Source organism: Akkermansia sp. (assembly GCF_020860705.1).
Taxonomy (GTDB): domain Bacteria; phylum Verrucomicrobiota; class Verrucomicrobiia; order Verrucomicrobiales; family Akkermansiaceae; genus Akkermansia.
Genome location: NZ_JAJBTT010000037.1, coordinates 20,632 through 46,377 on the forward strand (window position 1 = coordinate 20,632; position 25,746 = coordinate 46,377).

23 protein-coding genes are annotated in these 25,746 nt (G+C 56.8%); 5 read left to right on the forward strand and 18 right to left on the reverse strand.

Features of this window, described 5'->3' with window-relative positions; genetic code table 11:
- Position 1: 1 nt before the first annotated feature.
- The 3 genes from LIO64_RS08480 to ispF are packed head-to-tail and all read left to right on the forward strand — an operon-like array spanning position 2 to position 3,119.
- Positions 2-1,792, forward strand: coding sequence for a transglycosylase domain-containing protein (locus tag LIO64_RS08480; protein WP_290549009.1), 1,791 nt, complete (start codon positions 2-4; stop codon positions 1,790-1,792).
- Positions 1,793-1,823: 31 nt separating this feature from the next.
- Complete coding sequence (locus tag LIO64_RS08485) at positions 1,824-2,588, forward strand: inositol monophosphatase family protein (protein ID WP_290549010.1); 765 nt, start codon at positions 1,824-1,826, stop codon at positions 2,586-2,588.
- 21 nt (positions 2,589-2,609) lie between these two features.
- Entirely contained in the window at positions 2,610-3,119 is a 510-nt protein-coding gene (gene ispF, locus LIO64_RS08490) for a 2-C-methyl-D-erythritol 2,4-cyclodiphosphate synthase (protein WP_290549011.1), read from the forward strand.
- 498 nt (positions 3,120-3,617) lie between these two features.
- Here ispF and yidC read toward each other — a convergent pair whose 3' ends face one another.
- The 17 genes from yidC to LIO64_RS08575 form a co-directional block, all read right to left on the reverse strand.
- Positions 3,618-5,513 carry a membrane protein insertase YidC gene (gene yidC / locus LIO64_RS08495; RefSeq protein ID WP_290549012.1) on the reverse strand — a complete coding sequence of 632 codons (1,896 nt, stop codon included), beginning with the start codon at positions 5,511-5,513 and terminating at the stop codon, positions 3,618-3,620.
- Between the two features lie 53 nt (positions 5,514-5,566).
- A complete protein-coding gene (gene yidD / locus LIO64_RS08500) occupies positions 5,567-5,815 on the reverse strand; it encodes a membrane protein insertion efficiency factor YidD (protein ID WP_290549013.1) in 249 nt (82 codons plus the stop codon).
- On the reverse strand, positions 5,812-6,183 hold the full coding sequence (rnpA, locus tag LIO64_RS08505; protein WP_290549014.1) for a ribonuclease P protein component: 372 nt from the start codon (positions 6,181-6,183) through the stop codon (positions 5,812-5,814). Before rnpA ends, yidD begins: the two co-directional genes overlap by 4 nt.
- A gap of 63 nt (positions 6,184-6,246) precedes the next feature.
- Complete coding sequence (gene rpmH / locus LIO64_RS08510) at positions 6,247-6,432, reverse strand: 50S ribosomal protein L34 (RefSeq protein WP_012420297.1); 186 nt, start codon at positions 6,430-6,432, stop codon at positions 6,247-6,249.
- 210 nt (positions 6,433-6,642) lie between these two features.
- The gene (locus tag LIO64_RS08515; protein WP_290549015.1) at positions 6,643-8,754 is read right to left on the reverse strand and encodes a glutamine synthetase III; all 2,112 of its coding nucleotides are present in this window, start codon (positions 8,752-8,754) and stop codon (positions 6,643-6,645) included.
- A 436-nt stretch (positions 8,755-9,190) separates the two neighbouring features.
- Positions 9,191-12,082: an autotransporter outer membrane beta-barrel domain-containing protein gene (locus LIO64_RS08520; protein ID WP_290549016.1), complete on the reverse strand. Its 2,892-nt coding sequence runs from the start codon at positions 12,080-12,082 to the stop codon at positions 9,191-9,193.
- Between the two features lie 315 nt (positions 12,083-12,397).
- Complete coding sequence (locus tag LIO64_RS08525; RefSeq protein ID WP_290549017.1) at positions 12,398-13,234, reverse strand: D-hexose-6-phosphate mutarotase; 837 nt, start codon at positions 13,232-13,234, stop codon at positions 12,398-12,400.
- A complete protein-coding gene (gene pdxH, locus LIO64_RS08530) occupies positions 13,231-13,869 on the reverse strand; it encodes a pyridoxamine 5'-phosphate oxidase (protein WP_290549018.1) in 639 nt (212 codons plus the stop codon). The genes LIO64_RS08525 and pdxH overlap by 4 nt, the downstream gene beginning before the upstream one ends.
- A 20-nt stretch (positions 13,870-13,889) precedes the next feature.
- Entirely contained in the window at positions 13,890-14,753 is an 864-nt protein-coding gene (nadC, locus tag LIO64_RS08535) for a carboxylating nicotinate-nucleotide diphosphorylase (protein WP_290549019.1), read from the reverse strand.
- A gap of 14 nt (positions 14,754-14,767) precedes the next feature.
- The gene (locus LIO64_RS08540; RefSeq protein WP_290549020.1) at positions 14,768-15,661 is read right to left on the reverse strand and encodes a polyprenyl synthetase family protein; all 894 of its coding nucleotides are present in this window, start codon (positions 15,659-15,661) and stop codon (positions 14,768-14,770) included.
- Positions 15,662-15,694: 33 nt separating this feature from the next.
- Complete coding sequence (locus tag LIO64_RS08545) at positions 15,695-16,705, reverse strand: aspartate-semialdehyde dehydrogenase (RefSeq protein WP_290549021.1); 1,011 nt, start codon at positions 16,703-16,705, stop codon at positions 15,695-15,697.
- 155 nt (positions 16,706-16,860) lie between these two features.
- Positions 16,861-17,550 carry a hypothetical protein gene (locus LIO64_RS08550; RefSeq protein ID WP_290549022.1) on the reverse strand — a complete coding sequence of 230 codons (690 nt, stop codon included), beginning with the start codon at positions 17,548-17,550 and terminating at the stop codon, positions 16,861-16,863.
- 101 nt (positions 17,551-17,651) lie between these two features.
- Positions 17,652-19,031, reverse strand: coding sequence for an L-serine ammonia-lyase (locus LIO64_RS08555; RefSeq protein WP_290549023.1), 1,380 nt, complete (start codon positions 19,029-19,031; stop codon positions 17,652-17,654).
- Between the two features lie 68 nt (positions 19,032-19,099).
- Positions 19,100-20,029, reverse strand: coding sequence for a thioredoxin-disulfide reductase (gene trxB / locus LIO64_RS08560; RefSeq protein ID WP_290549024.1), 930 nt, complete (start codon positions 20,027-20,029; stop codon positions 19,100-19,102).
- 85 nt (positions 20,030-20,114) lie between these two features.
- Positions 20,115-20,948, reverse strand: coding sequence for a hypothetical protein (locus LIO64_RS08565; protein ID WP_290549025.1), 834 nt, complete (start codon positions 20,946-20,948; stop codon positions 20,115-20,117).
- Between the two features lie 88 nt (positions 20,949-21,036).
- Entirely contained in the window at positions 21,037-21,867 is an 831-nt protein-coding gene (locus LIO64_RS08570; RefSeq protein WP_290549026.1) for a hypothetical protein, read from the reverse strand.
- A gap of 20 nt (positions 21,868-21,887) precedes the next feature.
- Entirely contained in the window at positions 21,888-22,868 is a 981-nt protein-coding gene (locus LIO64_RS08575; RefSeq protein ID WP_290549027.1) for a hypothetical protein, read from the reverse strand.
- Positions 22,869-23,061: 193 nt separating this feature from the next.
- On the opposite strand from LIO64_RS08575, the gene LIO64_RS08580 reads away from it, so the two are divergent.
- Together LIO64_RS08580 and LIO64_RS08585 are read left to right on the forward strand one after the other, a co-directional pair.
- Positions 23,062-23,607, forward strand: coding sequence for a GNAT family N-acetyltransferase (locus tag LIO64_RS08580; protein ID WP_290549028.1), 546 nt, complete (start codon positions 23,062-23,064; stop codon positions 23,605-23,607).
- A gap of 348 nt (positions 23,608-23,955) precedes the next feature.
- Positions 23,956-24,756 carry a LamG-like jellyroll fold domain-containing protein gene (locus tag LIO64_RS08585; protein ID WP_290549029.1) on the forward strand — a complete coding sequence of 267 codons (801 nt, stop codon included), beginning with the start codon at positions 23,956-23,958 and terminating at the stop codon, positions 24,754-24,756.
- 109 nt (positions 24,757-24,865) lie between these two features.
- On the opposite strand, the gene LIO64_RS08590 is transcribed toward LIO64_RS08585, so the two are convergent.
- Positions 24,866-25,702: a hypothetical protein gene (locus LIO64_RS08590; protein ID WP_290549030.1), complete on the reverse strand. Its 837-nt coding sequence runs from the start codon at positions 25,700-25,702 to the stop codon at positions 24,866-24,868.
- Between the last annotated feature and the right edge of the window lie 44 nt (positions 25,703-25,746).

Consider the following 25,746-nt stretch of genomic DNA (forward strand, 5'->3'; position numbering starts at 1 on the left):
AATGGAGAACAGGCGTAAAAGATGGTATGATCTGTTCGGATTGCTTCCGCGCAATCTGGGCCGCATCCTGCTGTGGCTGGGACTCATTCCGATCGCCTTTATCATCGTCCTTCTCATTTACGCCTGGAGGGCGGACCAGTATGAACTGGACGAAGTGCTGGCGCCGCTGGAGAACTGCTCTGCGTATGACCGCAACGGCCAGTGGATAGGCACCCTGACGGACCGCGACCGGGTATACGTGGCCCGCCATGAGTTGCCGGACAACCTGGTGAACGCTTTCATCGCGCGGGAGGATGAAGCCTTTTTCGAGCACGGAGGCATTGTGTACTCCTCCATTATCCGCTCCATCTGCCGGAACCTGACCACACTGTCCTATGCCCAGGGGGCTTCCACCATCACGATGCAGCTGGCGCGGAATTGCTATGAACTAGGGGGGAAGACCCTGGACCGCAAAGTTCTGGAAATGGCCGTGGCGCGCCGTATTGAAGGAAAATACTCCAAGGATGAAATCCTGACGGCCTACCTGAACCGCATCTACTTCGGCCAGCAGTGCTACGGCATTGCCCAGGCGGCGGATCTGTATTTCGGCAAAAAAGTGGGGGACCTGACTCTGGCGGAGTGCGCCACCCTGGCCGGCCTGGTGCGCGGCCCTTCCATTTACAACCCCGTTTACAGTCCGGAAGCGGCCGTCAAGGTGCGCAACGCGACGCTGGAAAGGATGTATGAGTGCGAGTTCATCACCCAGGAACAATTATGGCAGGCATCCCGCGAACCGATGACGGTGGCGGGAGAACGGGAGGCCCGGCCCGCCTCCTATCCCATCCTGGTTATCTCCCGTGAATTGAGCGATCTGGACTGCTGCGACGAGCAGGAGGGGACGTCCAGCATTTTTGTCATGACCACGCTGGATTTGGAATTCCAGAGGATAGTGGAGGAAATAAGCGAACCTGTGCTGGCGGGCCTGGAACGTTCCCCCGTGTGGGCCGGATTGCCTAAGAGGGTGGACAACCAGCTGAAGAATTGCGTGCAGGCGGCCGTGTTGTGTGTGGATTCCCGCAAAGGAGACGTGCTGGCCGTGACGGGAGGCCGCTCCGCCCTGGATGGCGTGGACCGGTGGCAGACCCCGGTGATGCCCGGCGACCTGTTTACCCCCGTCGTCAATCTGTGCGCCGTGGATCAGCGCAGAACCGTCATCCGCAGCAGTCCTGAAGTCACGGGGCGAGGGGTAGGGTTCAATACGGTGATAGAAACGGCGCAGAAAGCCGGCTACAAGGGGGATCTCCCCCGTTCCCCGGATTTGTACTCCGGCAGGTTCCGCGCGCCTCTCTCTCATGCCGTCAATGCCTTGTATCTCATTGGCAACGATGGGCGCAATGTGCAGATTTCCTCCGTCCGGCAGGTGGGCACCACCAAGAAGAACCTGGTGATGGTGAACGCTCCCTCTCCGGAAGAAAGCCGACGTGAAATCCTGCCGCGGGAATCCGCCCATCTGGTGGCGGCGCTCCCGCCCTTCCGTTATGACGAGCGCTCCAGGAAAACATCCGTCAATGTCCGGCTGCCGGAAAACACGGGGCATTTTTCCGCCGTCATGGGACGTTATTTCACGGTCTTTGTCTGGGTGGGTTTTGACGCTCCGGATGAGGCCGTTTATAAAAAGAAGGGCGTTGCCGCCGCGCTGGGAAAGACCTGCGCCGCTCTGGCCGGGGAAGTGTATGACCGGGCGGAAGAGAACCGGAGGAAAGCCGTCCGTGAGCGCCGTGAGCAGGAAGCCCCCGCGGAACAGGATTCCTGATGAAATTCAATTTTCCATTAATAGACATATCATGAACCACTCACCTGAAATGACCACGGCCATTCTGGCAGCCAAATCCGCCGGAGCCTTCCTGAAAAAGCATTTTTATGACCTCAAGAAGGTGGATGAAGCCAGCCAGAACGACATCAAGCTGGAGCTGGACAAGCTTTCCCAGAAACTGATCACGGAAGAAATCCTTTCCGTGTTCCCCACCCACGCCGTTTTAGGGGAAGAAGGGTATACCGGGGACCGGAACAGTGAATATGAATGGATTGTGGATCCCATTGACGGAACGGTAAATTACTTTTATACCATTCCCTGGTTCTGCGTTTCCATCGCCCTGCGCCGCCGCGGGGAAGTGGTGCTGGGCGTGATTTACGATCCCATGATGGATGAATGCTGGCATGTGGAAAAGGGAGGCGTTCCGTACATGAATGACCATCCCATGCATTGCAGCCGCCGGGAGCGCATGGCGGAAGCCGTGGTTTTCGTGGGGCACGGCAAGACGGACGGCTCCAAGGAAAAGGGCATTGAACGCTTCGCCAAAATCGCCTGGCAGGTGCGCAAGGTGCGCAACAACGGGTCTGCTGCCCTGGCTCTGGCTTATATCGCCTGCGGCAGGTTTGACGCTTATGTGGAAAGCGTCATCTCCATCTGGGACATCGCCGCCGGCGTTCTGCTGGTGGAAGCCGCCGGAGGAAAGGTGCTTCTGGAACCGAAGGAAGACAATCCGGAACAGTTTGCCATTGTCGCCTGGAACGGCCATATCCCGATTGTGGAGGCGCTGGCGGAATAACCTGAACAACCTTGCATCAAGATGAAAGACATGATTGCCCTGACCGGGCTGGGATATGATATCCACCGTTTTGCGGAAGCGCCGCGTCCCCTGATGCTGGGCGGCGTGCATATTCCATCCGCCCGGGGACTGGACGGCCATTCCGATGCGGATGTCCTGTGCCATGCCATTGCAGACGCGCTGCTTGGTGCGGCCGGCCTGCCGGACATCGGCTACTGGTTCCCTCCGGGAGATCCTTCCTGCAAGGATATTTCTTCCCTGGACATTGTGGCGAAGGCCGTTTCCCTGATCCGGGAGCGCGGCGGCCGCGTGGTAAATGTGGATTCCTCCCTGATTGCGGAGGCCCCCCGCATTTCTCCCTATCTGGAACAGATGAAGGGAGCTCTGGGAACTGCTCTGGGCATCTCCCCCGCACGCGTGGGCGTAAAGGCCACCACCAATGAGCAGCTCGGCGCGCTGGGCCGCCGGGAAGGCATCGCCGCCTTTGCCGTGGCGGCCATTTTGATGCCGGAAGATTTGCCTACTCCGTAAGACGTAGCTGCCGTAGTTGCTTTTTTGGGACTCTTTTTCCGGAAGGAAGGGGAGATCTTTTGTGCCGCCGTTTGGGAATCAGGCTGTAAAGTGGCAAACGGATTTGGAATCCGGAGTCAACGGAAAAATCTGGGGAAAAGTTGGTTAGGGACAATAGGGGCAATAAAATTGCCCTATTGCCCCTATTATCCTTATGTTCCCTATCATTAGGCATCCCTGGTGGCGGCTCTGACTGATCCCGGATTCCAAATCCGTTAAGTTGGGTTCAGTGGGTGTTTTGGCATTTTTTGCCAGGCCGCTCCAATTATCTACACAACGATATATGACGAGAAAAACCGGGCTTCCCCACCCGGAGAAGCCCGGTTTTTAATGACCGTGCAGGGAGTATGCTTTTTCTTTTTCCCGCCGCCTGCATAGGTGAAGCGTTTTTCTTTCCATAAAAAAGTGCGGCCGTTCCCACGGCCGCACTTGCAGGGAAAAAGGAGATAAAAGCCGTCCCTACTTCTTGGGCGTTACATTGCGCATGTTGTGGCCTTTAGCCTTGCGCTGCTGTTCTTCCAGGGCGATGCGCTGCTGGTCCATCATTCTCTGGAAGAAGCCCGGCTTCTTCTTTTTGGAGGCGGATAGCACGGGCATGGGCAGGCGGCGGATCAGAGCCGTCTGGCCGATGGAGATCAGGTTTTGCGTGGTCCAGTACAGAGCCAGGGCGGAGGCGAAGTTATAACAGAAGAGGAAGAACATCAGCGGCATCAGGTTCATGATGATGCGCTGGGAGCGTTCCCCCGCCTGCGGGGTCATCCGCATCTGGACGATCATGGTCACGGCCATGATGAGGGGCAGAATGTTGATCGGAATGCCGAACAGGTGGCCCACGGTGTCAGGCAGGGACAGGTCCGTCATCCACAGGCAGAAGGGCTGCCCTCTCAGTTCTGCGGAATATTGAAGCACACGGTAAAAGGCGAAGAAGATGGGAATCTGGATGAGCATGGGTACGCAGCCGCTGGCCGGGTTGATACCGTATTTCTGGTACAGCTTCATCATTTCCATGTTCACCTTCTGGGCGTCGTCCGGGTATTTTTCCTTGAGCTTGGCCATCTCCGGCTGAACCAGGGACATGCGCTTCATGGCCATGTAGGATTTCTTATGCAGCGGCCAGATGAGGGCGCGGACGACGATGGTCATGCAGATGATGGCTACGCCCCAGTTGCCGAACCATCCATGGAAGAGGTTGAGCAGCCAGTTCATCGGCACGCTCAGGAAGACGAGCCAGCCGTAAGCCATGATGTCGCTGATGGCTGGGTAGGTGAGGTTCAGGTCGCGCAGGTAGGCGTTGAATTTGGGTCCGGTGTAAATGTCATAGGTAAGCGTCTTGATTTCATTGGGCGCCATGGTCAGGTTGGGGATGCCCATGGCTACCGTGACGCCCGGCACCAGCGTATTGTTTTCATGTTCCAGCGGGAATTCCTGGCGGGTGGCGTACACCGTGGAACCGTTGGACTGGTCCTGGGGTAGGAGAATGGTGGCGTAATACTGGCTCATGACGCCGGCATAGGTCAGGTCCTGCAAGGGGCCTTCCAGAACGCGGGCTTTTGCGCTGCTGAAGATGCCGCCCGTAAAGTAGGAGGGCACTTCCTGTTCCAGGGAGCCGTTCGCATGGTAAAAGAAGTGGGTGTAGGTGTCCTTCGGTTCACTCTTGGCGATGGGGTAGGCGCTGCCGCCGAAGATGCCCATGTAGCGCAGGTCCTGGACATTGGGGGATTTGTTAAGGAGGGAGACGGTCAGACGGACCATGTATTTGCTGCCGGGAAGGACCTTGCCTTCCAGATTCCTGACAGGATGCAGGGTATAGGTTTTGGAAATGAAAAGCTGCCGGGCAGTGTCATAGCCTTCCAGGGTGACGGAGTCCGCCGTGCGCTTGACTTCCTTGTACACCGTATTGTCGTAGGTGGGGTCCTGCGTGGCGTCCATGTTGAAGACAAGTTCGCCAATGCCGCGTTTCTGGGCTTCGTTGATCGTAATGTTGCGGTCCGCGACTTTTTGGGAGTCCACAATGTCATTGTGGAGGGTGACGGTGCCGATGGAGCCGCCAATGCGGTTGAAGGTGTAGGTAATGAAGGGGACTTGCTTTCCGTCCACTTCCTGCGTGGCCACCAGTGTGATCGGGCTGGTCTTGTCTTCTTCAAGAGCCTTGTTGACGGAAGGCTGTTCCGGGGTGGCGGGGGAGGCAGGCGTCGTTGCTCCGGTTGCCGGGGCGTTTGCCGGAGCGGCAGCCGTTTGTTGTGCGGGGACAGGGGCGGCGGGGACGGGTTCCGCCTTTTTATTATTGCCCATGTAAATATTCAGGCCCAGAAGGGCGGCGCAAACGCCTATGATGATCCATGCTGTGCGATCCATAATGTGATATAGCTTGATTAAAGTTGGTTTAAAGAGAGGGAGAAGAAAGGTAGTTAACGCGGCGTGCGGGCCGGAGGCACGGGATCATACCCTGAGCCGCCCCACGGGTTGCATCTTAAAATGCGCCATGATCCAAGCAGAAAACCGCGCCAGGCCCCGTGGATCTGGACGGCCTGGATGAAGTATTGGGAACAGGTGGGAGTATAGCGGCAGCCGCTGCCGGGGCCCCCCAGGGCATGCAGGGGTGCGCTGATGAAGGTTTGGTAGCCCCGTACCAGGGCAATGAGCAGCCATTTCATCATGCTTTGTCTTGTTCCCGGGAAAGAAGTTGCAGGTTGAGCTTTCGGGCGGCTTTCTGCCAGTCCCGCTCCAGGTCGGCATAGCTGGCTTCCACGGCCCGCCAGCGGAGGACGCACACCAGGTGCACGCCGTGTTCAAAGGGGGCGCCGTGCGCCCTCAGGATTTCCCGCACGCGCCTCCGCAGTTTGTTGCGAACGACGGCGCAGCCGATTTTTTTTGTGCAGATGATGCCGAATTTGGAAGGTTCTTCCGGATGTTCCAGCGGGGCTGCACTTAAAACAATAAGCCGACCTGCTACGGATGGTCCCTCGTTGCGCACCCGGGCAAATTGAAATGCCCTGGTCATGCTTTGTTGACGAGTAAGACGCATCTCCCGCGGGTCGGCCCGTGAAAAAAGTTCCAAGGAGGCGTTAACCAAGTCCCGGCGGCTGAATTAACGGCCGTGCTGGATGGTGTGGCGCTTGTACTGGATTTCGGCTCCCTTGGGAAGCAGGCGCTTGCGGCCTTTGGCGCGGCGGCGGCGGATGATGTCTGCTCCGTTCTTGGTAGCCATGCGTGCACGGAATCCGAACTGGCGCTTGCGGCAACGCTTGGATGGTTGATAAGTCCTCTTGCTCATGATGTTGAAAGATGCTTCTTGTGAATTACTAGATTCAGTGCCGTCCGTCTAAGCGGTCTATGCACAACCGGACGGAAAGGATAACTATTTTGACTGTTTTGTCAATCCGTCAGGCGATTAATTTGCCGTTTTTCTTGGGAAAGGAACTGGGATAAGTGTTCTTTGTGATTGATAGATAATACGTTTCTCTTTTGGAGAAGGCTCTTTGTTTTACAGAAAGAGCAGTTCCGAATACGTGGGAACGGGCCACAGGTCTGCGTCCGTCAGGCTTTCCAGCATGTCTACCGTGCTTCTCAGATTGTCCATGCCCGTTTGAATATCCTTTGTATGGGCGTCATCCATGGCGCGGCGGAGTTTCTGCACCTGGGCGGGGAGAAGGTCCAGCAGGGTACCGATCTGGTTGGCGCGGTCCACCGTGGATTTCATGCCCGCCTTGATGCCGGCGGCCTTCATCTGGGCGATGGCGGTGGTGAGCTGCGTCAGCTGTTCCGTCACGGCGGGAATGTACAGGGTTTCCACCATCAGGAGGGCGGTTTCCGCTTCAATGCTGATTTCCTTGTGGAATATTTCCGTCTGGATTTCATGGCGGGCGTGGAGTTCCACGGGGCTGACCACCTTGTATTTTTCAAAGAGGGCTTTGGCCTTGGGCGTTTCCAGAGCGGCCAAGGCTTCAATGGTGCCGGGAACGTTGGGCAGGTGGCGGCGTTCCGCTTCTTCAATCCAGGCTTCCCCGTAACCGTCTCCGCTGAAAAGAATGCGCTTGTGCTTCTTGACAATGTTTTGAAGCAGCTTGTTCAGCGTGGCGTGGAATTCATCGGGCTTGTCCTTGACGGGTTCCAGGATGGAGCAGATTTCATCCAGGCTTTCCGCCACGATGGTGTTGAGCACCGTCATGGGCCATGCGCAGGTTTGGGAGGAGCCTACGGCGCGGAATTCGAATTTATTGCCCGTGAAGGCGAAGGGGCTGGTGCGGTTGCGGTCGGAGGCGTCCAGGGGGAACATCGGCAGAGTGTCCACGCCGATGTTGATGGTCTTCTGGGTGCATGCCTTCTTGGTGCCGCCCTTTTCAATCTGCTCAATGATTTCATCCAGCAGGTCTCCCAGAAAGATGGAGATGATGGCGGGAGGCGCTTCATGGGCTCCCAGCCGGTGCTCGTTGCCGGATTTGGCGACGGAGGCGCGCAGCAGGTCCGCGTGTTCATCCACGGCCTTGATCGTGGCGCAGAGCAGGGTGAGGAAGATAGCGTTTTCCTGCGGGCTGGACCCCGGATTGAGCAGACTGCCGTAACCGGGAGCGGAGAGGGACCAGTTGTTGTGCTTGCCGGAGCCGTTCATGCCGGAGAAGGGCTTTTCATGCAGCAGGCAGACCATGTCATGCTTGTTGGCAGTTTTCCGGAGCACTTCCATGACCAGCATGTTGTGGTCCACGGCCAGGTTCTGGCTTTCAAAAATGGGGGCGATTTCAAACTGGCCCGGCGCAACTTCATTGTGGCGCGTCTTGGCCGGAATGCCGAGCTTCCAGAGGGCTTCATCCACGTCCACCATGAATTCCAGTACGCGGTCCTTGATGGAGCCGAAGTAATGGTCTTCCATCTGCTGGTGCTTGGGCGGAACGTTGCCGAAGAGGGTGCGGCCGCACATCATCAGGTCCGGGCGCAGGGCGTAAAGCTGCTTGTCCACCAGGAAGTATTCCTGCTCCGCGCCCAGATCGGCGCTGACGTGGATGTTTGACGGTCCGCCGAAGCAGGACAGCAGGCGCTTGGCCTGGCGGGTGACGGCGGTCATGGACCGGAGAAGAGGCGTCTTTTTATCCAGCGCCTGTCCCTTGTAGGAACAGAAGGCGGTGGGGATGCAGAGGGTGGCGCCGTTTTCCGTACGCTTGATGAAGGCGGGGCTGGTGGGATCCCACGCGGTATAGCCGCGGGCCTCAAAAGTAGCGCGCAGGCCGCCGGAGGGGAAGCTGGATGCGTCCGGCTCGCCCTGGACCAGGCTCTTTCCAGAGAATTTGAGTTCCAGATTTCCTTCCGGATCCACGTCTACAAAGGAGTCATGCTTTTCCGCCGTGCTTCCGTTGAGGGGCTGGAACCAGTGGGTATAATGGCTGGCGCCTTTTTCCAGAGCCCACGTCATCATGGCCTGGGCCACTTCATTGGCAATATCCGGGTCCAGCTTTTCGTCCTTGCGGATGGTAGCCAGCAATTTTTTATAAACGGGGCGGGGCAGGTAATTGCGCATGGTCTCCATGTTGAAGACATCCTGACCGTAAATTTCCGCAATAAAGGTTGCGGCGTTGCCAACATCGGAAGGTGAGTTTGTATGCATCTTGGTAGGGAACGCGCCAAAAGGCTCGGAATCTACCAAACCTTAAAAGGGTGGTTTTTGCAAGCCGAATCCTGCCAGTCCATTATTTTAGCCGGGGAACTTTCCCATGGAAGGGGAAACCGTTTTCCCTCCTGCCTCTTTCCCTGGCTGGCTGGGAGCAGTCCGGGCCTTCGGCGGGAGCGGCCCCCGGTCCATTTCGTCCCCTATCCCTAGCGAATTATGGAAAAACGGCGTGGGAAGCGCCAGCCCGGGCGCTATAGTCGACAGAGAGGATTTCAAGGGCGATGCTGTTCCGGGAGAGAGGCAATCTGGTATCTGGACATGGGAGCAGGAAAAAGGATTTTTCCTGTGTCGTCCGGAGGAAGCGGTGTGGTAGATAAAAGCCGGGCTCCCTGGGAAAGGGAACCCGGTTCTAAATGATTTTGTCCGTTTTCTCCTAGAAGGAATAGCCTGCTCCAAGCATCACGCTCTGGTTCACGAAGTTGTCGCGGGCCTCCACCTCGTAGCTCCCGTACGCACTCCAGTTATCCGTTACTTGAAGCCGTCCGGAGATTCCAGCCCTTACCCCCTGCCGGGCGGGCTTGCTTCCCTCCACTCCCCATGCATACCCGCTGCCAATCAGGCGCGCATGCGTTCCGGCATTGCTCCGGTACACGTCCGGAAGATATTCCACGCTCACGGTATGGCTCCAGGGCATGCCACCCACCGTCAGGCTCCGGGTCAGGGAAAGTCCCACCGGAAGGGTCAGGTTGCGGTAATGTCCACGCTCAAACCGCCGCGCCATTTCTCCGCGTTCCGTAAACGCTTCCTGCACCACATCCGTGTATTCCACCCCGATCTGGGGTGTGAGAACCAGCCCCCTGCCAACGGGAAGCTCCCAGGCGGCCTTCACGGTGCCGTCCCATGCCCGGTTGGTCCATGAACCCGACGAGTTCTGGCCGCCGGAGGTCACGGAGGAAAGGCTGTTGTTGCTGCTGCTGAAGCCGGCGGCGGCAGTGATCGTGAGAGCCTGCCCCTTGTTCATGGGGAGCCTCCAGCCCGTGTAGATAAGTCCCATGTTGGTGTTCTGCCTGTTAGTGGCCCGGTATTCCCGGCTGATGTTTTTGCCGGAAGTATAGCCGTAGGCCACCCCTCCCAGCCATTGTTCCCCCAGCCTGTAGTCTCCCCCTGCGGCAAAGCCGCCGCCCTGGTAGTCGAACCCTTCAATGCCGCCCTTGGTCCTCTGCATCTGGAAATCTCCCAGACCGCTGGTCCAGACATTGCTCTTGAGCGGGGAGAGGAAGCGGGCGGTATCCAGGTGTGCCAGCCCCGTGCCGGAGAATGAACGCAGGGTGGAGGCGCAGGAAAGCATGGAATTGGCAATATTGCTCCCCTGGAGTTCCGCAATGACTCCTTCTTCAATGATATGGCCGGTGGTAAAGACAAGGGCGCCTTCTTCGTTGAGCTCCCAATTCATTCCCAAAAGGAACGTCATGCCCCGGTCATCCGTCATGGCCGCCTTGTAATCATCCGCCGGCTGCTCAAGAATCCCTCCAAAAGAGGCCGCCTTGATGGTCAGTACGGTTTCTCCTGCGGCAACGCTGGAAGAGGAGCCGTACACAGTGAGCCGGTCGGCGGAAACAGAGCCTGCAGCCGTGATGGAAGCGGCGTCCCCGGCCTCCCGGAGGTCAAGCGTCAGGGTTTTCAGGGAAACGTTTCCGGAGGCGGTCAGGGAGGTGCGGCGCCCCATGGCCAGCGCACCGCCTTCCTGGACGTAGTTGACCAGTTGCAGGGCGGCCCGCTGGTCCAGACGGACGATGCCGTTGTACTGGATGGCGTCCCCCGTGAGGGTGGAGGTGTAATTGGCCGCATTGTCCGAGTCTGCATAATCCCTGCCGGAGAAGAGGATTTCTCCCTCACTTCCCGATCCTTCGTTTAAATGCAGGGAGGAAGCATTCTCCTGATCATCCTGCATGACGATGGGATCATAGAAGGCAATTTTGCGTCCGGCCGCGGCGCCCAGTTCCACCTTGTGTTTTCCATCCGCCAGGATAGCGTTGGCGATGGGGTCTGCCCCATTTACATACATGACGTTGTTCTGGAATATCATGTCTCCTCCGTCGGCCAATAAAATGATCCGGGCGTCGGCAGGTCCGATGGGGTTGCCATATTCATCCTCTATGGGCGCGGAACTGCAAATGGCTCCTCCAAGCTCTTTTGCCGAATTGCCTTCAAACAGGACGTTTCCCCGTACGTGCTGGATGGACAATATATTGTTTTCAGAGACGCAGCCCGTTTCAAAATAGATGGCTCCGCCATGCAGATCCGCATGGTTTCCGATGAATGATGCGTTGCCCTCCACGCCGGAAATGGAAAGCATGCTTTCCGTGCCATTGACAAAAATGGCGGATCCGACATAGGAACTGTTATCCTGGAAAAGTATGTTTCCCTGAATGTTGGAAAGCTGGACGGTTGCATGGCCGCTGAATAATTCTCCGCCCCAGTCAACTTTGCAGCCTGCGCTCAGGCAGGCGCCGAAGGAATAGGAGCCGGAGTTGTTCACGAAGCGGATACCGCCGGCGATGTTGTCCACCGTGATGACGGCGCTTCCTGCCTTCACGTCATTGAAAATGGCAATAACGCCCTGGCCGGATGAAAAGGTATTGTCCCGGATGTCAATTCCTCCCCGGACATGGGAAATTTGAATCAAATTGTCAACATAGGTGTCCGTGCTGTTGTAGCTGTTAATAAGCAATCCCAGTCCGGATTGCCCTCTCCCTTGACTTTTTGTGTTATTGCTGATGGACAAGGTCCCTCCGATGTTGCTGATGGCAATGGTGTTATTTCCGGAAGAGTACAGGGATACCAGGGCATCCGATTGGTTTGCTCCGTATTCAATCGTGTTGTTATCCAGGGAGACGTTTCCGTGGATGTCAGTGATGGAAAATACGGAATCTCCCTGATAGTTGGCTAATTCAATGGCCCCGTACGTTCCTCCGAGCTGAAGGTTGTCCAATTGGGAAATGGACAGGGTAAACAGGTTGACAACCGTAGGGTTGCTGATCGAACTTTCGAAAAAGAATTGGGCGTGCCCGTCTTTGCGATCTTCCTTGTTCAGGGTGAGGCTTTGGCCGCCATCCCCTTGAAACGAGACCTCAAGCCGGTTCTGTGAAGCGGAAGGATCTACCCGGAATACGGTGTCCTTATATTCCGTATCAGTACTGAGCTCATAATGGATGTCTTGAGTGATGGAGACGCTCCCTCCATCCGCCGGGGCGGGAGTTTCTGCAAGAGAGGGAAGGGTGGCGAGGATATAGGTTAAAAGAACCAAAGGGAGTTTAATCTTCATAATAGGGATGTCCTATACGGATTTATAATCCGTGATCAATCAGCGCCGCCACCAAGGAGGTCTATTGATAGGGAACATAAGGATAATAGGGGCGATAGGGGAATTTTGCCGGCCCCTGTTATTCCCGCCATCCCTATATGCCCTATTATCCCTAACCAACTTTTCCCCAGATTTTTTCGTTGACTTCGGATTATAAATCCGGGGTTTCTTTTTATCAGGAAGATAAGTTCAATAAAATGAACATTTAAACAAGATATTCTCCGGGTGCGGCTGCCATGCGGACAGCGTCCCGGGAAACTTCCGGGAGCCATTTTATCAGGAAAGGGGCGCCACGGAAATCTTCTGGCACATGGTATGAGACTGCCCCGGGGCAAGATGAAGCGTCCGGGGAACGGCATTCCCCGATTCCACGCAAAGGAATTTATTCCAGAAATCCGCTCCCAGGTCCGCCATGTCCGCCGCGCCCTGCTGGCCGGGGTTCCAGACAATGACGGAAGAGGCATGTTCCCGTTCCACGGTGATGGAACGGTTCAGGACCGGATCTTCCAGAACGATTTTTCCCGTGTGGTCCGGGCAATCGTACACGCGGTCCAGGTACCCCAGGGGGGCCAGCGGCCGTTCTCCGTGCTTCATGGGGTGGGACGCTTCTTCACGGAACGGAACGTTTTCCAGTCCGTGAACGCGGCATTTGGTCAGGTTGCCGATGGAAAAGTAGTTATGGAAGGCTTCCGTGAGCCTGCAAGGCTGCACACGCGCGGTCGTTTCCAGCTTCATGACCAGCGTGCGGCCCAGCGTCAGGCGCAGGATGGCTGCGGGATAGGCCTCGTTTTCCGGATAAAAGGACAGGGAAAGCAGGACGTTTCCGTGCTTGTCCGTTTCCTGATGGTGAATGCGCCAGTCCGAGATGCGGGCGACGCCGTGGGATGGCGCGTTTTTCTTGGGCCCGAACCAGGGCCAGCAGACGGGAATGCCTCCGCGGATGGCTTTGCCGGGGGCAAAGACCGCATTGGGGGAAAGGAAGAGGCATTCTTCGTGTCCTTCCGGCTTCCAGGACGTCAGGTTCGCTCCCTGCAGGCACAGGGAGGCCGTGCAGAGCGGTGTTTCCACGTCCAGGAAAGTGATTCCCCGGTCTGTTGCGCGCTCGTTGATCATGGCTGGAGGCGTTCGATCGTCCAGGAACCGTTTTCCTGAAGTTTGTACATGAAACGGTCATGAACGCGGCCGGGACCGCCCTGCCAGAATTCGAACGTGTCCGGAATAATCCGGTAGCCGCCCCAGAAGGAGGGCAGGGGGATTTCTCCCTTGGAGAATTTGTTTTTCAACTCCATCAGCTTCATTTCCAGCAGTTTTCTTCCGGAAATGACGGAACTCTGTTGGGATACCCACGCGCCCAGCTGGGATTCCTTGGGCCGGGTGAGGAAGTATTTCAGGGATTCCGAGCGGGAGACCTTGACAGCCTTTCCGTAAATGATGACCTGGCGTTCCAGCATCACCCAGGGCAGCATCATGCAGACCTGCGGGTTTTCTTCAATGTCGTGGGCCTTGTGGCTGCCGTAGTTGGTGAAGAAGACGAAACCCGTTTGGTCAAAGTACTTGAGCAGCACCGTACGCAGGGAAGGCCTTCCCTGCGCGTTCACCGTAGCCAGGGAAAAGGCGTTGGGTTCCGGAATGTCCGCTTTCAGGGCCTGTTCAAACCAGGTTTGAAATTGTTCAAAGGGGTTCTCCGCCAGGTCTTTTCTGTGCAGCTGGCCTTTGAGGTATTCTTCTCTGAAATTGGACAGGTCCATGATGGGTTGAAGTGTAGCTGTTATTCCATGCTGAAATCCAGCCCCAGGTCCAGGGAGGGGGCGGAGTGGGTGACGTAGCCTACGGAGACGAAGTCCACGCCGGATTCCGCAATGGCGGCCACCGTGTCCAGATTGACTCCTCCGCTTGCTTCCAGCAGGGGCGTGGCACGGTCGCCGCGCAGGGCGACGGCCTGCTTCAGCATGGCCGGCGCCATGTTGTCCAGAAGGATGTGGTCCACCCCTTCCAGCTTGAGGAAGGCTTCCACCTGTTCCAGGGTATCCGCTTCCAGCTGGATTTCCACGCCGGGCTTTTCCGCGCGCAGCTTGTTGATGCACTGCTGGAGGTGTTCCGTGTTGCCGTCCGTCATCAGGTGGTTGTCCTTCACCATGGCGCGGTCGTAAAGTCCCATGCGGTGGTTGGTGCCCCCGCCGTGGGCCACGGCCGCTTTTTCCAACAGGCGGTAGCCGGGAGTGGTTTTGCGGGTGTCCAGGATGCGGGCGCTGGTGTGGGAAACGGCTTTCACGTATTTCCTGGTAAGCGTCGCTACGCCGGAAAGACGCTGGATGAAGTTGAGCGCGGTGCGTTCCGCCCCCAGGATGGAGCGGGCGGAGCCTTCAATGAGCATGACCACGGCGCCGGGCGCCACGGCTTCCCCGTCATGCAGGTAAACTTCCACTTTCAGGGAAGGGTCTACCTTGCGGAAGACTTCCGCCGCCACATTGACTCCGGAAAGAACGCCCTTTTTCCGGGGCGTAAGAATGGCCCTGGCGGCCAGGTGCTCCGGGACGAAATACGTGGAGGTCACGTCGCCGGGACCGAAGTCTTCGGCCAGCGCCAGGTTAATCAGGGTTTCCACGTTGTCGGATACGGTTTCTGCGGGCATGAACGGAATATGGCTTAATATTCGCGGTTGAGGAGGTAGTTGGCCAGTTCCACCAGGCGCGTGCGGCGTTCTTCCGGGAAAATCATCAGGGCGTCCAGGGCTGCCTGGGTACGGCATTTCGCTTCGGAACGGGCGCCGTCCAGGCCGATCAGGGCCGGGCAGGTGGATTTCTGGGCGTTCACGTCCTTCCCGGCGGTCTTGCCGAGCTTTTCCGTGGAAGCGGTCAGATCCAGAATGTCGTCAATCACCTGGAAGGCCAGGCCGAGATTGTACCCGAAGTCCGTGATGGCTTCCAGCTGGGCTTCCGTGGCATTGGCAGACATGGCGCCGAAGCGGAGGGCCGTGGTCACCAGGGCGGCCGTCTTCCCTTCATACACGGCGCGCACCTCCGGTTCGGAAAGCTGCTTGTGCTCTCCTTCCAGGTCCAGCACCTGGCCGCCGATGAGCATGCTGCTTCCGCCGGTGGCCGCCAGTTCCTTGACGTAGTCCCGGACGGTATAGCGTTCCGTATCATCCACCTGGGCGATCACGGCAAAGGCTTCCGTCAGCAGGGCGTCTCCGGCCAGAATGGCGACTCCTTCCCCGAAGGCCTTGTGGCTGGTGGGTTTGCCGCGGCGCAGGTCGTCATTGTCCATGGCCGGCAGGTCGTCATGGATAAGGGAATACGTGTGCATCATTTCCACGGCGCAGGCGGGCACCAGGGCATTCACCGCCAGCCCTCCGCAGGCTTCCGCCGCGGCCAGGCAAAGCACGGGGCGCATTCTTTTGCCACCCGCAAACATGCTGTAGCGCATGGCCTTGTGGATGGTTTCTGGGCTTTCATCCTCAGCGGGAAGAAGCCTGTCCAGCGCCGCGTCAATCAGGGCGCATTGTTCTGTAATGTATTCGTTCAGAGGTTGTTCACACATGACGTTATGGAATGGGTGCGGGGTGGAGTTCATTCAGCGGTTGACCAGCAGTTCCGCAATTTGCACGGCGTTCAGGGCGGCCCCCTTCCGGACCTGGTCGCCTACGACCCAGAGGGTCAGCGCATTGTCGATAGCCAGATCTCTACGCATGCGCCCCACGTAGCAGGTATCCCCGTTGGTGCTGTCCAGCGGAGTGGGCCATACGCCTTCCGAGGGGTTATCCATCAGGGCCACGCCGGGCTTCCCGTCGTAGGCCTTGCGGGCCGTTTCCACGTCCACGGGCTGTTCAAACTGGGCGGTCACGGAAATGGAGTGGGAACGGTACACGGGCACGCGCACGCAGGTGCACGTCACCTTGAGACCGGGCAGGGAAAGAATTTTGCGGCCTTCATGGAGCATTTTAAGCTCTTCCTTCGTATAACCGCTTTCCGTAAAGGAGTCGATCTGGGGAAGAAGGTTGAAGGCGATCTGGTGCGGATAAACGTTTTTCACCACGGGATGGCCGTCCACCACGGCACGCACCTGGGATTCCAGTTCCGCAATGCCGTGCTGGCCGCTGCCGGAGACTGCCTGGTAGCTGGAAGCGATGACGGTTTTCAGCCCGAAGCGCTGGTGCAGGGGGAACAGGGCCATCAGCGTAATGATGGTGGTGCAGTTCGGGTTGGCAATGATGTTGCGGGGATGGTTGAAAGCCGCTTCCGGGTTGATTTCCGGCACCACCAGAGGGACGTCCGGGTCCTGGCGGAACGCGGAGGAATTGTCAATGACCACGCATCCTGCCGCTGCCGCAATAGGGGCGAATTTCAGGGAAATGCCGCCGCCTGCGCTGAACAGGGCAATGTCCACGCCTTCAAAGGATTTTTCCGTCAATTCTTCCACAGTCAGCATTTTCCCCCGGAAAGAGACCTGTTTCCCGGCGGACCGGGCGGAGGCCAGCAGCTTCAGTGAGCCGACGGGGAATTGGCGGGTTTCCAGGCAGGACAGGATCTCGACGCCCACCGCTCCGGTGGCGCCGACGATGGCAACATTGGGTGCTTGGTTCATGATTGTGTCAGAAAATGGCGGAAGTCAGTCCGCATGGGTATGATGATAAAGGTTTTTTCCCAGAAAAGCAATACGGGATCGGCAAATGGTGAACAGTGCAGGTCAATACAATGGTAAAAGCAGTATTAACTTTTCACTGTTAACTGTTAATTTGTTCATTTAACCCACTTGCCCACGCCTTCCGGCAGCCTGCCGTCGGAGACGGGGCCGTAACGGGTGGATTCCGTGTTGCCCCAGAGGGGAACGCCCACGATGCGCTTCCACCAGCCGGACATGCTGGCTCCCGTGTAGCAGCCGAAGCTACGGCAGTCGGACTGCGGCGTGAAAATGTCGCGGCGTATCCGGTTCAGGTCCGTTTCATGAATCCACTCCGTGGAGACGGCCATGATGTTGTTGCCGTAGTCCAGCATCCACGCAAAGCAGTTGGAGTGGCCGAAGTAGTAGAAGGATTCCACCTTGTCCCCCCGGAACCGGGGTGACGAATTCAAGGCCTGGATGGCCTGGTCAGCGGTGTTGACCCAGACGAGCTTGATTTTGTACTTGGAAGCCAGATCGGCAATCCAGCGGGTATAGGGCTTGCCGTCCTCCTTTCCTCGTGCCGCATAGCCCGGGCGGTAGACGATCCAGGTGATTCTGGCGGAGGGGTCCTTTTGCTGGATTTGGGCGATGCGGATGGTGGAGGCCCTGACAAAGTTGGCCCACCAGTTGTCATGCCTGTCAGGCTGTATTCTCAACCCTTCCCATTGTCTGAGGGCGGGACCGCCGCACATGACGACGTGGACGGCCCGGGACAGTCCCGTGCCGCCCAGGAGCAGGGCCAGAGCGAGAAAAAGGCGTGAAAACATGCCCGCACCCTACCTTTGCTCCCCGTATCTGTCAATCCGCCGGAGTGTTTTTTACGGGAACAGACACATATGGAATCCCATGGGATGATTTCCGTTTCCCTTTAGCAGTTCACGACGTTCACGGCCAGTCCTCCCTGGGCGGTCTCCTTGTACTTGGACTGCATGTCCCTTCCTGTATCCAGCATGGTGCGGATGACCTTGTCCAGAGGGACGAAGTGGGCGCCCGTGCCGCCCATGGCGATGCGGGCGGCGTTGATGGCCTTGATGGCGGCAATGGCGTTGCGTTCAATGCAGGGAATCTGGACGAGGCCCGCGATCGGGTCGCAGGTGAGGCCCAGATTGTGTTCCATGCCTATTTCCGCGGCGTTTTCCACCTGGTGGGGCGTTCCTCCCAGGTACTCCGCCAGCGCGGCCGCCGCCATGGAGCAGGCCACGCCCACTTCCCCCTGGCAGCCTACGTCCGCGCCGGAAATGGAGGCGTTTTTCTTGTACAGGATGGCAATGCCGCCTGCGGTGAGCAGGAAACGGTGCACGGCGTCCTGATACGGTGAAACGCAGAATTTGGTGGCGTAATTGAGAACGGCCGGTACAATCCCCGCCGCTCCGTTGGTGGGCGCGGTGACGATGCGTCCGCCTGCGGCGTTCTCCTCACTCACGGCAATGGCGTACAGGTTGATCCAGTCCATGATGGAAAGGGGGTCTTTCAGGGCCGACTCTCCATGCACCAGAAGGGATTTGCGCAAGGTCTTGGCGCGGCGGGGAACTTGCAGAACGCCCGGCAGGTTGCCCCGCGCACTCATGCCATTGGAGATGGACTGTTTCATGGTGCTCCAGATCAGGTCCAGCTTTTCACGGACTTCCCGTTCCGGGAGCAGGGCGCATTCATTAGCCATGACAATGGAGGAAAGGGGGCATGCCCGTTCATCCGCCATGCGCAGCAGCTCTTCTGCGGATTCATAGGGGAGGGGGAAGGGTTCGCGTTCCGGCTTCTCCGGATGCAGAAGTTCCTGCTCGGAAGCGACGAAGCCGCCTCCGGTGGAATAAAACACGGCGTCTTCCACTGGTTCCCCGTCCTGATTGACGGCCGTGAACAGCATTCCGTTCGGGTGCAGGCGCAGGGGCTGGTAATGGGAAAGATCCAGGTCGCGTGTGGGAGAGAAGCGGACGGTTTTTCCATCCGTGACAGACAAGATTTCCTGCTGGTGCAGGAGTCCTATTTTTCCGGGAATGCTGCGCGGCTCCACCGTGTGGGGTTCTTCCCCCAGCAGGCCCAGCATAATGGCCGTATCCGTGCCGTGCCCGTGGCCGGTGGCCGCCAGGGAACCGTAGCATTCACAGCGGATTCCCGTGATTTCCGCCAGTCGCGGGGAGTGGCGTATCTGCTCCAGGAAGCGGTGCGCCGCCCGCATGGGTCCCACGGTATGGGAGGATGAAGGGCCTATCCCGATGCTGAAAAGCTCAAAGATGCTGTAGTGATGCATGTCCGTTTTCCTGTGGCGGGGAAGGACCGGAATGATAGAGAAATTCCGGCCCTCTCCGGAAGATGGGCTTACAGCCCCAGCAGGTAGCGTTCCGCTTCAATGGCCGCGCCGCAGCCCATGCCGGCGGAGGAAATGGCCTGGCGGTAATGGGGGTCCGCCACGTCTCCGGCGGCGAACAGGCCCGGCGTCTTGGTCGCCATGAGCCCGGGTTCCCGGATAATGTAGCCTGCCTCGTCCCGGTCCACCAGGTCTCCCAGGAAAGAGGTGTTCGGCGTGTGGCCGATCGCCATGAAGACGCACTTGACGGGCAGTTCCGTTTCATCCCCTTCCACCACGTCTTTCAGCATGACGGCTTCCAGTTCTCCCCGGTCGTCCGTCTTGTAACTTGCGATGGTGGAATTCCACATCGGAAAAATCTTTTCATTGGACAGCGTGCGTTCCGCCATGATTTTGGAGGCGCGGAGCGTGTCGCGGCGGTGGATCAGGTAAACCCTGGAAGCAAAACGCGTCAGGAACATGGCTTCTTCACAGGCGCTGTCTCCGCCGCCCACCACGCACACGGGCACGTCCCGGTAAAAAGCTCCGTCACAGGTGGCGCAGGCGGTAAGGCCGTGGCCGATGAGGCCTTCCTCTCCCGGAATGCCCAGGTAGCGGGCGGATGCGCCCGTAGCCACGATGATGCTGCGGGCTTCGTAATTCTGTCCGCTGGTCTTCACGGTGAACAGGCCGGAGGCTTCATCCCTGACGACGCTCTTGACGTCCTCATACGCGAACCGGGTGCCGAATTTTTCCGCCTGCTGCTGCATCAGGAACATCAGGTCCGGCCCCATCACGCCGTCCGGAAAGCCGGGGAAGTTTTCCACTTCCGTCGTGGTGGTCAGCTGGCCGCCGATCTGGGAGCCTGTAATGAGAAGCGGAGAAAGATTGGCCCGGGCGGTGTAAATGGCCGCCGTGTAGCCTGCGCACCCTGCACCGATGATAATGACTTGTTCGCTCATGATATATATAAGTGATCGCCGCCATGATAAAGAGGCGGCAGCTGTTTTGCGAGTAGATTCTGCGCTATGCGGCGGAGTACGCCGACTATGGCTTGGCGGTTCCGGGACGAGGGCCCTCAGGCGCGGCGAAGAGCTGGCGGCACGTATCCCGGGCGATGGTTTGCAGCATCCTGGCCCTGCCTGTGGGAATGCTGCACAGGCGCACTCCTTTCAGAGACAGTTTTCCCGGCAGCCCCAGGGGCGATTTCCCGAACAGGGTGCAGTACATCACACAGGCCGTCAGGTAGCTGCCTTCTTCCGTGGGGTGCTGTCCGTCCGCCTGGTACAGGGCAATCCCAGGATAGCGTTTGAGGCAGTTTTCCCAGGCTATGCCTACGGGGGCCACGGCTGCCTGTTCACGGCGCGCAAGTTCCAGGTATGTGTGCAGAAGAGCTTTTTGCTCCTGCGGGTCCGGAACACCGGAGGCGCCTTTTCTTCCCCACGTCAGCATCAGGACGGGCGTTCCCTGGGTACTCCGCACCTGGGAGCACCATTTGCCGCCGAATTCCATCGTCCGTTCCGGGGCCACGATGGGAGTGGCGCTTTGATCCTGGAGAACGACCATGTTCCAGGCCGTCCCTTCCAGTTTCTTGCGGGCTGCATCATCATTCCAGTGGGATTGGAGGGACGCTGCCGGAGCCGCGTGCATGTGGACGTCCGGCCGCAGCCCTTTGGTGTCCGCCATCGCCTTGACCATAGCGGGCATGCGGTTGAAAAACGTGTAACTGTTTCCCAGGAAAAGAATGTGGTCTCCGGGGCGTGCGGGTGCGCAGCGCGGCCAGGAATTCTCCCGGTCCAGGCCAGTTTCCGCCTGGATGCAGCTGGAAGAGGCAGCCCAGGTGAACAACAGCAGCAGGAAAGTCTTTATGGGCAGCATCATGAAATTAGTTTAATTCCTGTGTTTCCGGAATGGAACTTTAAATGGATTTCATGAAGAGCTTCCCCTCTTTTTAATGGAGATGAAGCGTTCAATCCCGCCGTTTCGGCAACCCTTTGTACAGGTACTGGGCTTCAGGAACCCTGCCGACGGTCCTGTCAAGCAGGGCAGGGATTTCTTTGTCGCTATAGCCGGCCATACGGAGGTATTTTTTGACTTCCACTGCCTTGGACGGGAAGCACTGCATCAATTCGCGGACGAATATCCTTTCCCTTCTGGGTATGATATTTTTAAGTTTATTGTTTCTTGCCTCATTGGTTGCGAGCCTGTTGGCGAATTCGCCGGCTGCTTCCCGGTCGCCGGTGAGCTGGGGGGCATGGTCCAGAAGCATTTCCGAACAGATCCAGGTGGCCTCAAAGGCGTGATCGAAACTGCTCCGGAATTGCTGGAGAACCAGGGCTCTCGCTGTGAGATAGAATCGTAGGGCTTCCTCTTTTCCTGGAAGGTTGGAGCGTTTGTCTGTCAGGGCGGTGAAGGGGACGCTTGAGGACATGAAGTCTTTGACTTCATAATCTAAGTCAGTGTAATTCATCAGCCACACGACGTTGCTGTGCCGGTTGACGTCGATGAATGGAGCGGTGGCGATCAGATAGCACAGGAAAAGTCCGTCGGTGAGTTCCTGGGGTGTGACTTCCTTTTTGCTGTAACGGTCTGCTTGCGTCAACATTTTGTCGGCTTCTTGGTAGAAGGAAATGATGCTGTCTTCATCGAGAAGTTTTTTAAGTTGAAGCAGTTTCGTGTTCTGCTTGTTAAGATTTTTGATGGCTGAGGGGATGGGGAGACGAATGTCGGAGAAAGCAGGAGAATGGAAGAGAAGGAGGGCCGTCCAACTCAGAAGAATAGGTACATAAAGAGATTTCATGGAATGATATTGGAAAGAATTTATGAGTTGATATGAAGCGCTTTGCCTGCCGTACTGCGTGTCACGGTGCGGCCAAATTTGGAGACGGTTACTTTGACGTTTTGCAAGCCTTTGGTTGGAGACGCTTCATCGATTTCTTCTCCGTCATAAGTGAAGTTAAAATCCTGGGGATAGGGTTTGCCATGAATCAGAAGGCAGTCCTTGTCGTCGGAACGGACATACCAGCCGCATGACCATGAAAAGGGCCTGGGAAGATTGGAAGCCTGCAACTGGGGCAATCGGATTCCGGGCTTAAACATCCATCCGATATGGTCACTGGGTGTTGCCTTGTTTTTGGCATTGGGGCGGAACAAAACGGCGCCGGGTTGATGTTCCGGTTGGAAACCTTCCGGATCATTCGCCCGTTCAATAAAGGCGATATTACTGAAACTCACTTTCAATGGATGCAGAGATAAATCCAGGACGGAGGATGCTCCCGCATTGTCTTTTTCTCCATCTGCTGCGCACTTGGGAATACGTTCCCCCGTATGTACTGCTATGATTTCAGATGGGATAAAAATATTAAGAATCAGAGGTTTTCTCTCCGGAAGTTCTTCGTCAAGGTTAGTTTTTACGAGAAGGCTCAACGTGGTGTTTTGGGTAATGTCCTTGTTGATGGTTAGGATAGCCTTGTTCTTCTCTTCTCTTGATTTTTTTATAATAGCTACATTATCCGGTTCCATGGACCATTCTATGGAATCCAAATCCACGTCTTTTAATCGTTTTCCGGTCAAGGTCAGTTCAACTTTTTCTCCAATACCCACATCAGTCCGTTTTTTATCGTCCTCTTGGTTTCCTCCGTTAATCATGCACTGGGCGGATGCCACATCCGTCTTTGATTCAATATATAAAGAGCAGTCGTCCGTAGCCGAAGTTTCTTCTGCATAAAGAACAGTATTGGCACCTCCGGGAAATATTAGGAACGGCAGGAGAAACGAAAGGAAGCGAGTAGACGTAAACATGGAGGAACTGTTTCTATGTGCCTATCAATATATCTTCTTGTTTTATTTATTGTCAATGGCTTGAATTATGTGTTAGAAAGATGACGCATCATTTGGAAAGTGAACGGGTTAAGTCCGGGTAGCTGATTGCATGACCAGAGAAGTTTTCCCGGGAGTCTTGCCGAAGGAAGACGTATGTGGTTGGATGTGGGGCATGACACCTGAATCATTGACCAAGCACCGTGTGACGGGGGTGGATGATCCCTTGTTTGCGGATTCCCTGGATATTTACCGGACAAGTTTTCCGGTACATGAACAGCGGCGTGTTCAGGACTTTCCGCTGGCATTTCGTGATCCGGATTTTTACTATGAAGTATTCTTGAACGGGGAAAACCGGGTAGTCGCCATTCTTGTGAGCTGGCGGCGCGAGGCTTTCGTGTATCTGGAATATTTTGCCGTAGATGCCTCCCTCCGCGGCCAGGGGGCCGGGCAGAGGATTCTTGAGGAGCTGAGGGATGCCTTTCCCCGCAAGGTCATTCTGGAAATTGATCCTCCGGAGGATGAAATTTCCCGCCGCCGCCTGGGGTTTTACCAGAGGCATGGCTTTGTACCCAACCCCCAGTTTGATTACATTCACCTTCCTTACACGGATGACGGAACTCCATTCCCCCTCCTGCTGATGACGCATGAGGATTTGCTGGACGAGGAAACGTTCCGGAGTTTTGTTGATTTCCACCATCGCCATGTCGTGGCAAGGTAGGCGGTTTTCCGTGGAGAATCCTTTTGAATCCGCAGGATTCTTCCTTTCCGTTTGACAGCATCCCGGTTTTTTATTCCTTGATCCTGGTCCTGCATTAATTTCATGCATGCAAAATACCGGATGAGATTCAGGATCAAGGGAGAGAATTTATCAACGGATAACAAATCCGATGTCAAGTGTGGATTTTGATAAATAAGGATTTATATTTTTCTTTAAAAAAACGTTGCCTTTCTTAAAACCATTTCTTTAAAAAGAACACAGGTAATTCATTGTTCTGTTTCAGTTTGTTTCAATTTTTACTGTTTGTTTTTCCGGGAGAACGGATTTGTTATCCGCTTCAGTAAATGCATGTTCAATCCCCATGGTCATTTAATTTTCAAGGGAACGGCGGTCGCCGCAGCTTTGTGCCTGATTTCAGGCGCACAGGCTTCCACCTTGCTGTATGGACTGGATTTCAACCAGCTTGGAAGCAATCAGAATTTCATTAATTTGGGTAGTGGTTCCACCACCATTTCAAAAGCAGGAAATTATATCAACTGGAGTAATGCGATCATGCCTCTTCCGGACGGCGGGTATTCTCATTGTCCCAATGGAGGAACGTTCAATATCACGAGTTCGGATGGCATTGCCGGACTGGATTTTTCCACCGGTTTCAGCTTGGGCGTCCACTTGTATTACAGTTCTTCCAATCCGGACTGGAAGGATGCTCTTTCCATGACGATTGCAGGTACGACCATCAAAGTGGAAATGACGGCGTCAAACAAGTGGGTGATTTACAACGGGGCCAGCATTGGAATCGCGGAAGGAACCGAGTTGTTTGCTGCCAATGACGACGAATGGAACTACCTTGGACTGACGTTCAAGGGAAATGAGATGCAGGTTTATCACGATGGCGAGCTTGTTAAGACGGTTACGACGAATCTTTCCGATAGTTCCAAGGTGACAAGCATCAAGGGAGGCGGAGACCAACCAACCTCCGCCAATGGCCTGTTCCTTGATAATCTGGCTGTGTATGACGGCGTGCTGAACGGAAATGATTTTGCCTATCTGAACACGCATGCGATTCCCCTGACCATCCCGGAACCGGCCACGGCCACGCTGGGGCTTCTCGGACTGACGGCGCTTCTGATGCGCCGCAAACGGGCATAAGGTTGAATTTCCTGGACTAAAGAGCCGTTCCGCAGAAGGGTGGAACGGCTCTTTTTGTGTGTAGATGGACTGCTGCCAGGCACGCAACGCCTCAGAGCCTGCGGGGGAATCAGCTCCACGCCCGGGTTACCGCTTCCTGTTCTTCCGGAGCGAGGCGTTTGGTGAGCCGTTCCCGCATGCGCAGCCGGTATTCAGGGATGCTCCAGGAGTGGAGCGGCTGGACGGCGGAGTTGGTAAATTGCCAGGAGGGGATAGGCACCACCACGTCCAGGACTTCGCTGGCCCTGGCCGGCATTCCGGCCAGCACCGCTGCAATGGCGGAGGAAAGTTCCGGCCGTTCGTCCAGAACATCCAGCAGCCATCCGCAGCCCAGGTCGGTGGGAATGGCTTCCGTGCCGGCCAGCAGGCCTGCAAGGCGGTCGGAAGAGAGTTTTTTGGAGATGGAGGCCAGATAGGGAGCCATCCGCATGTCCCCCAGGCTCATCAGGGCGTCCAGCGCCGGGGACATTCCCGCCTGCCCGGGGAGGGGATCCGCACAGATGATGTTCGCCAGACTGGCGATTCCGGGGAAGCGCTCCTCCGCCGTCGGGGCGGCCAGCGTGTAAATCAGGAAGGCGGCCTGGCGGCGGATGTCCGGAGCTTCATCCGTCATGGCGAAGGGCAGCAGGGCCCTCCATCCGTCTCCCTTGCGCTGGCGGATGAAAGACGCCAGTTGAAGCGCGCATTTGCGCCGTGCGTCCGGAGCGCAGCAGGATTGGAAGATGTTGTAAATGGTGACGCCTTCTTCTTCCCTGCCTGTTTCATTGCAGGTGACCAACCCGTAGGCGATCATGGCCAGGGGCCATTGGTCCGGGCCGATTTCATCCCTGCGGGAGGGATCCATGACAAGGGCGGCAAGCCGCTTGATTTCCGACAGAGAACTGGTTTGATCCTGAAAAAGGCCCATGCCCGCATGATAGCCGGCGGCCGGCGGCTGCCAAGGAAAAAAGC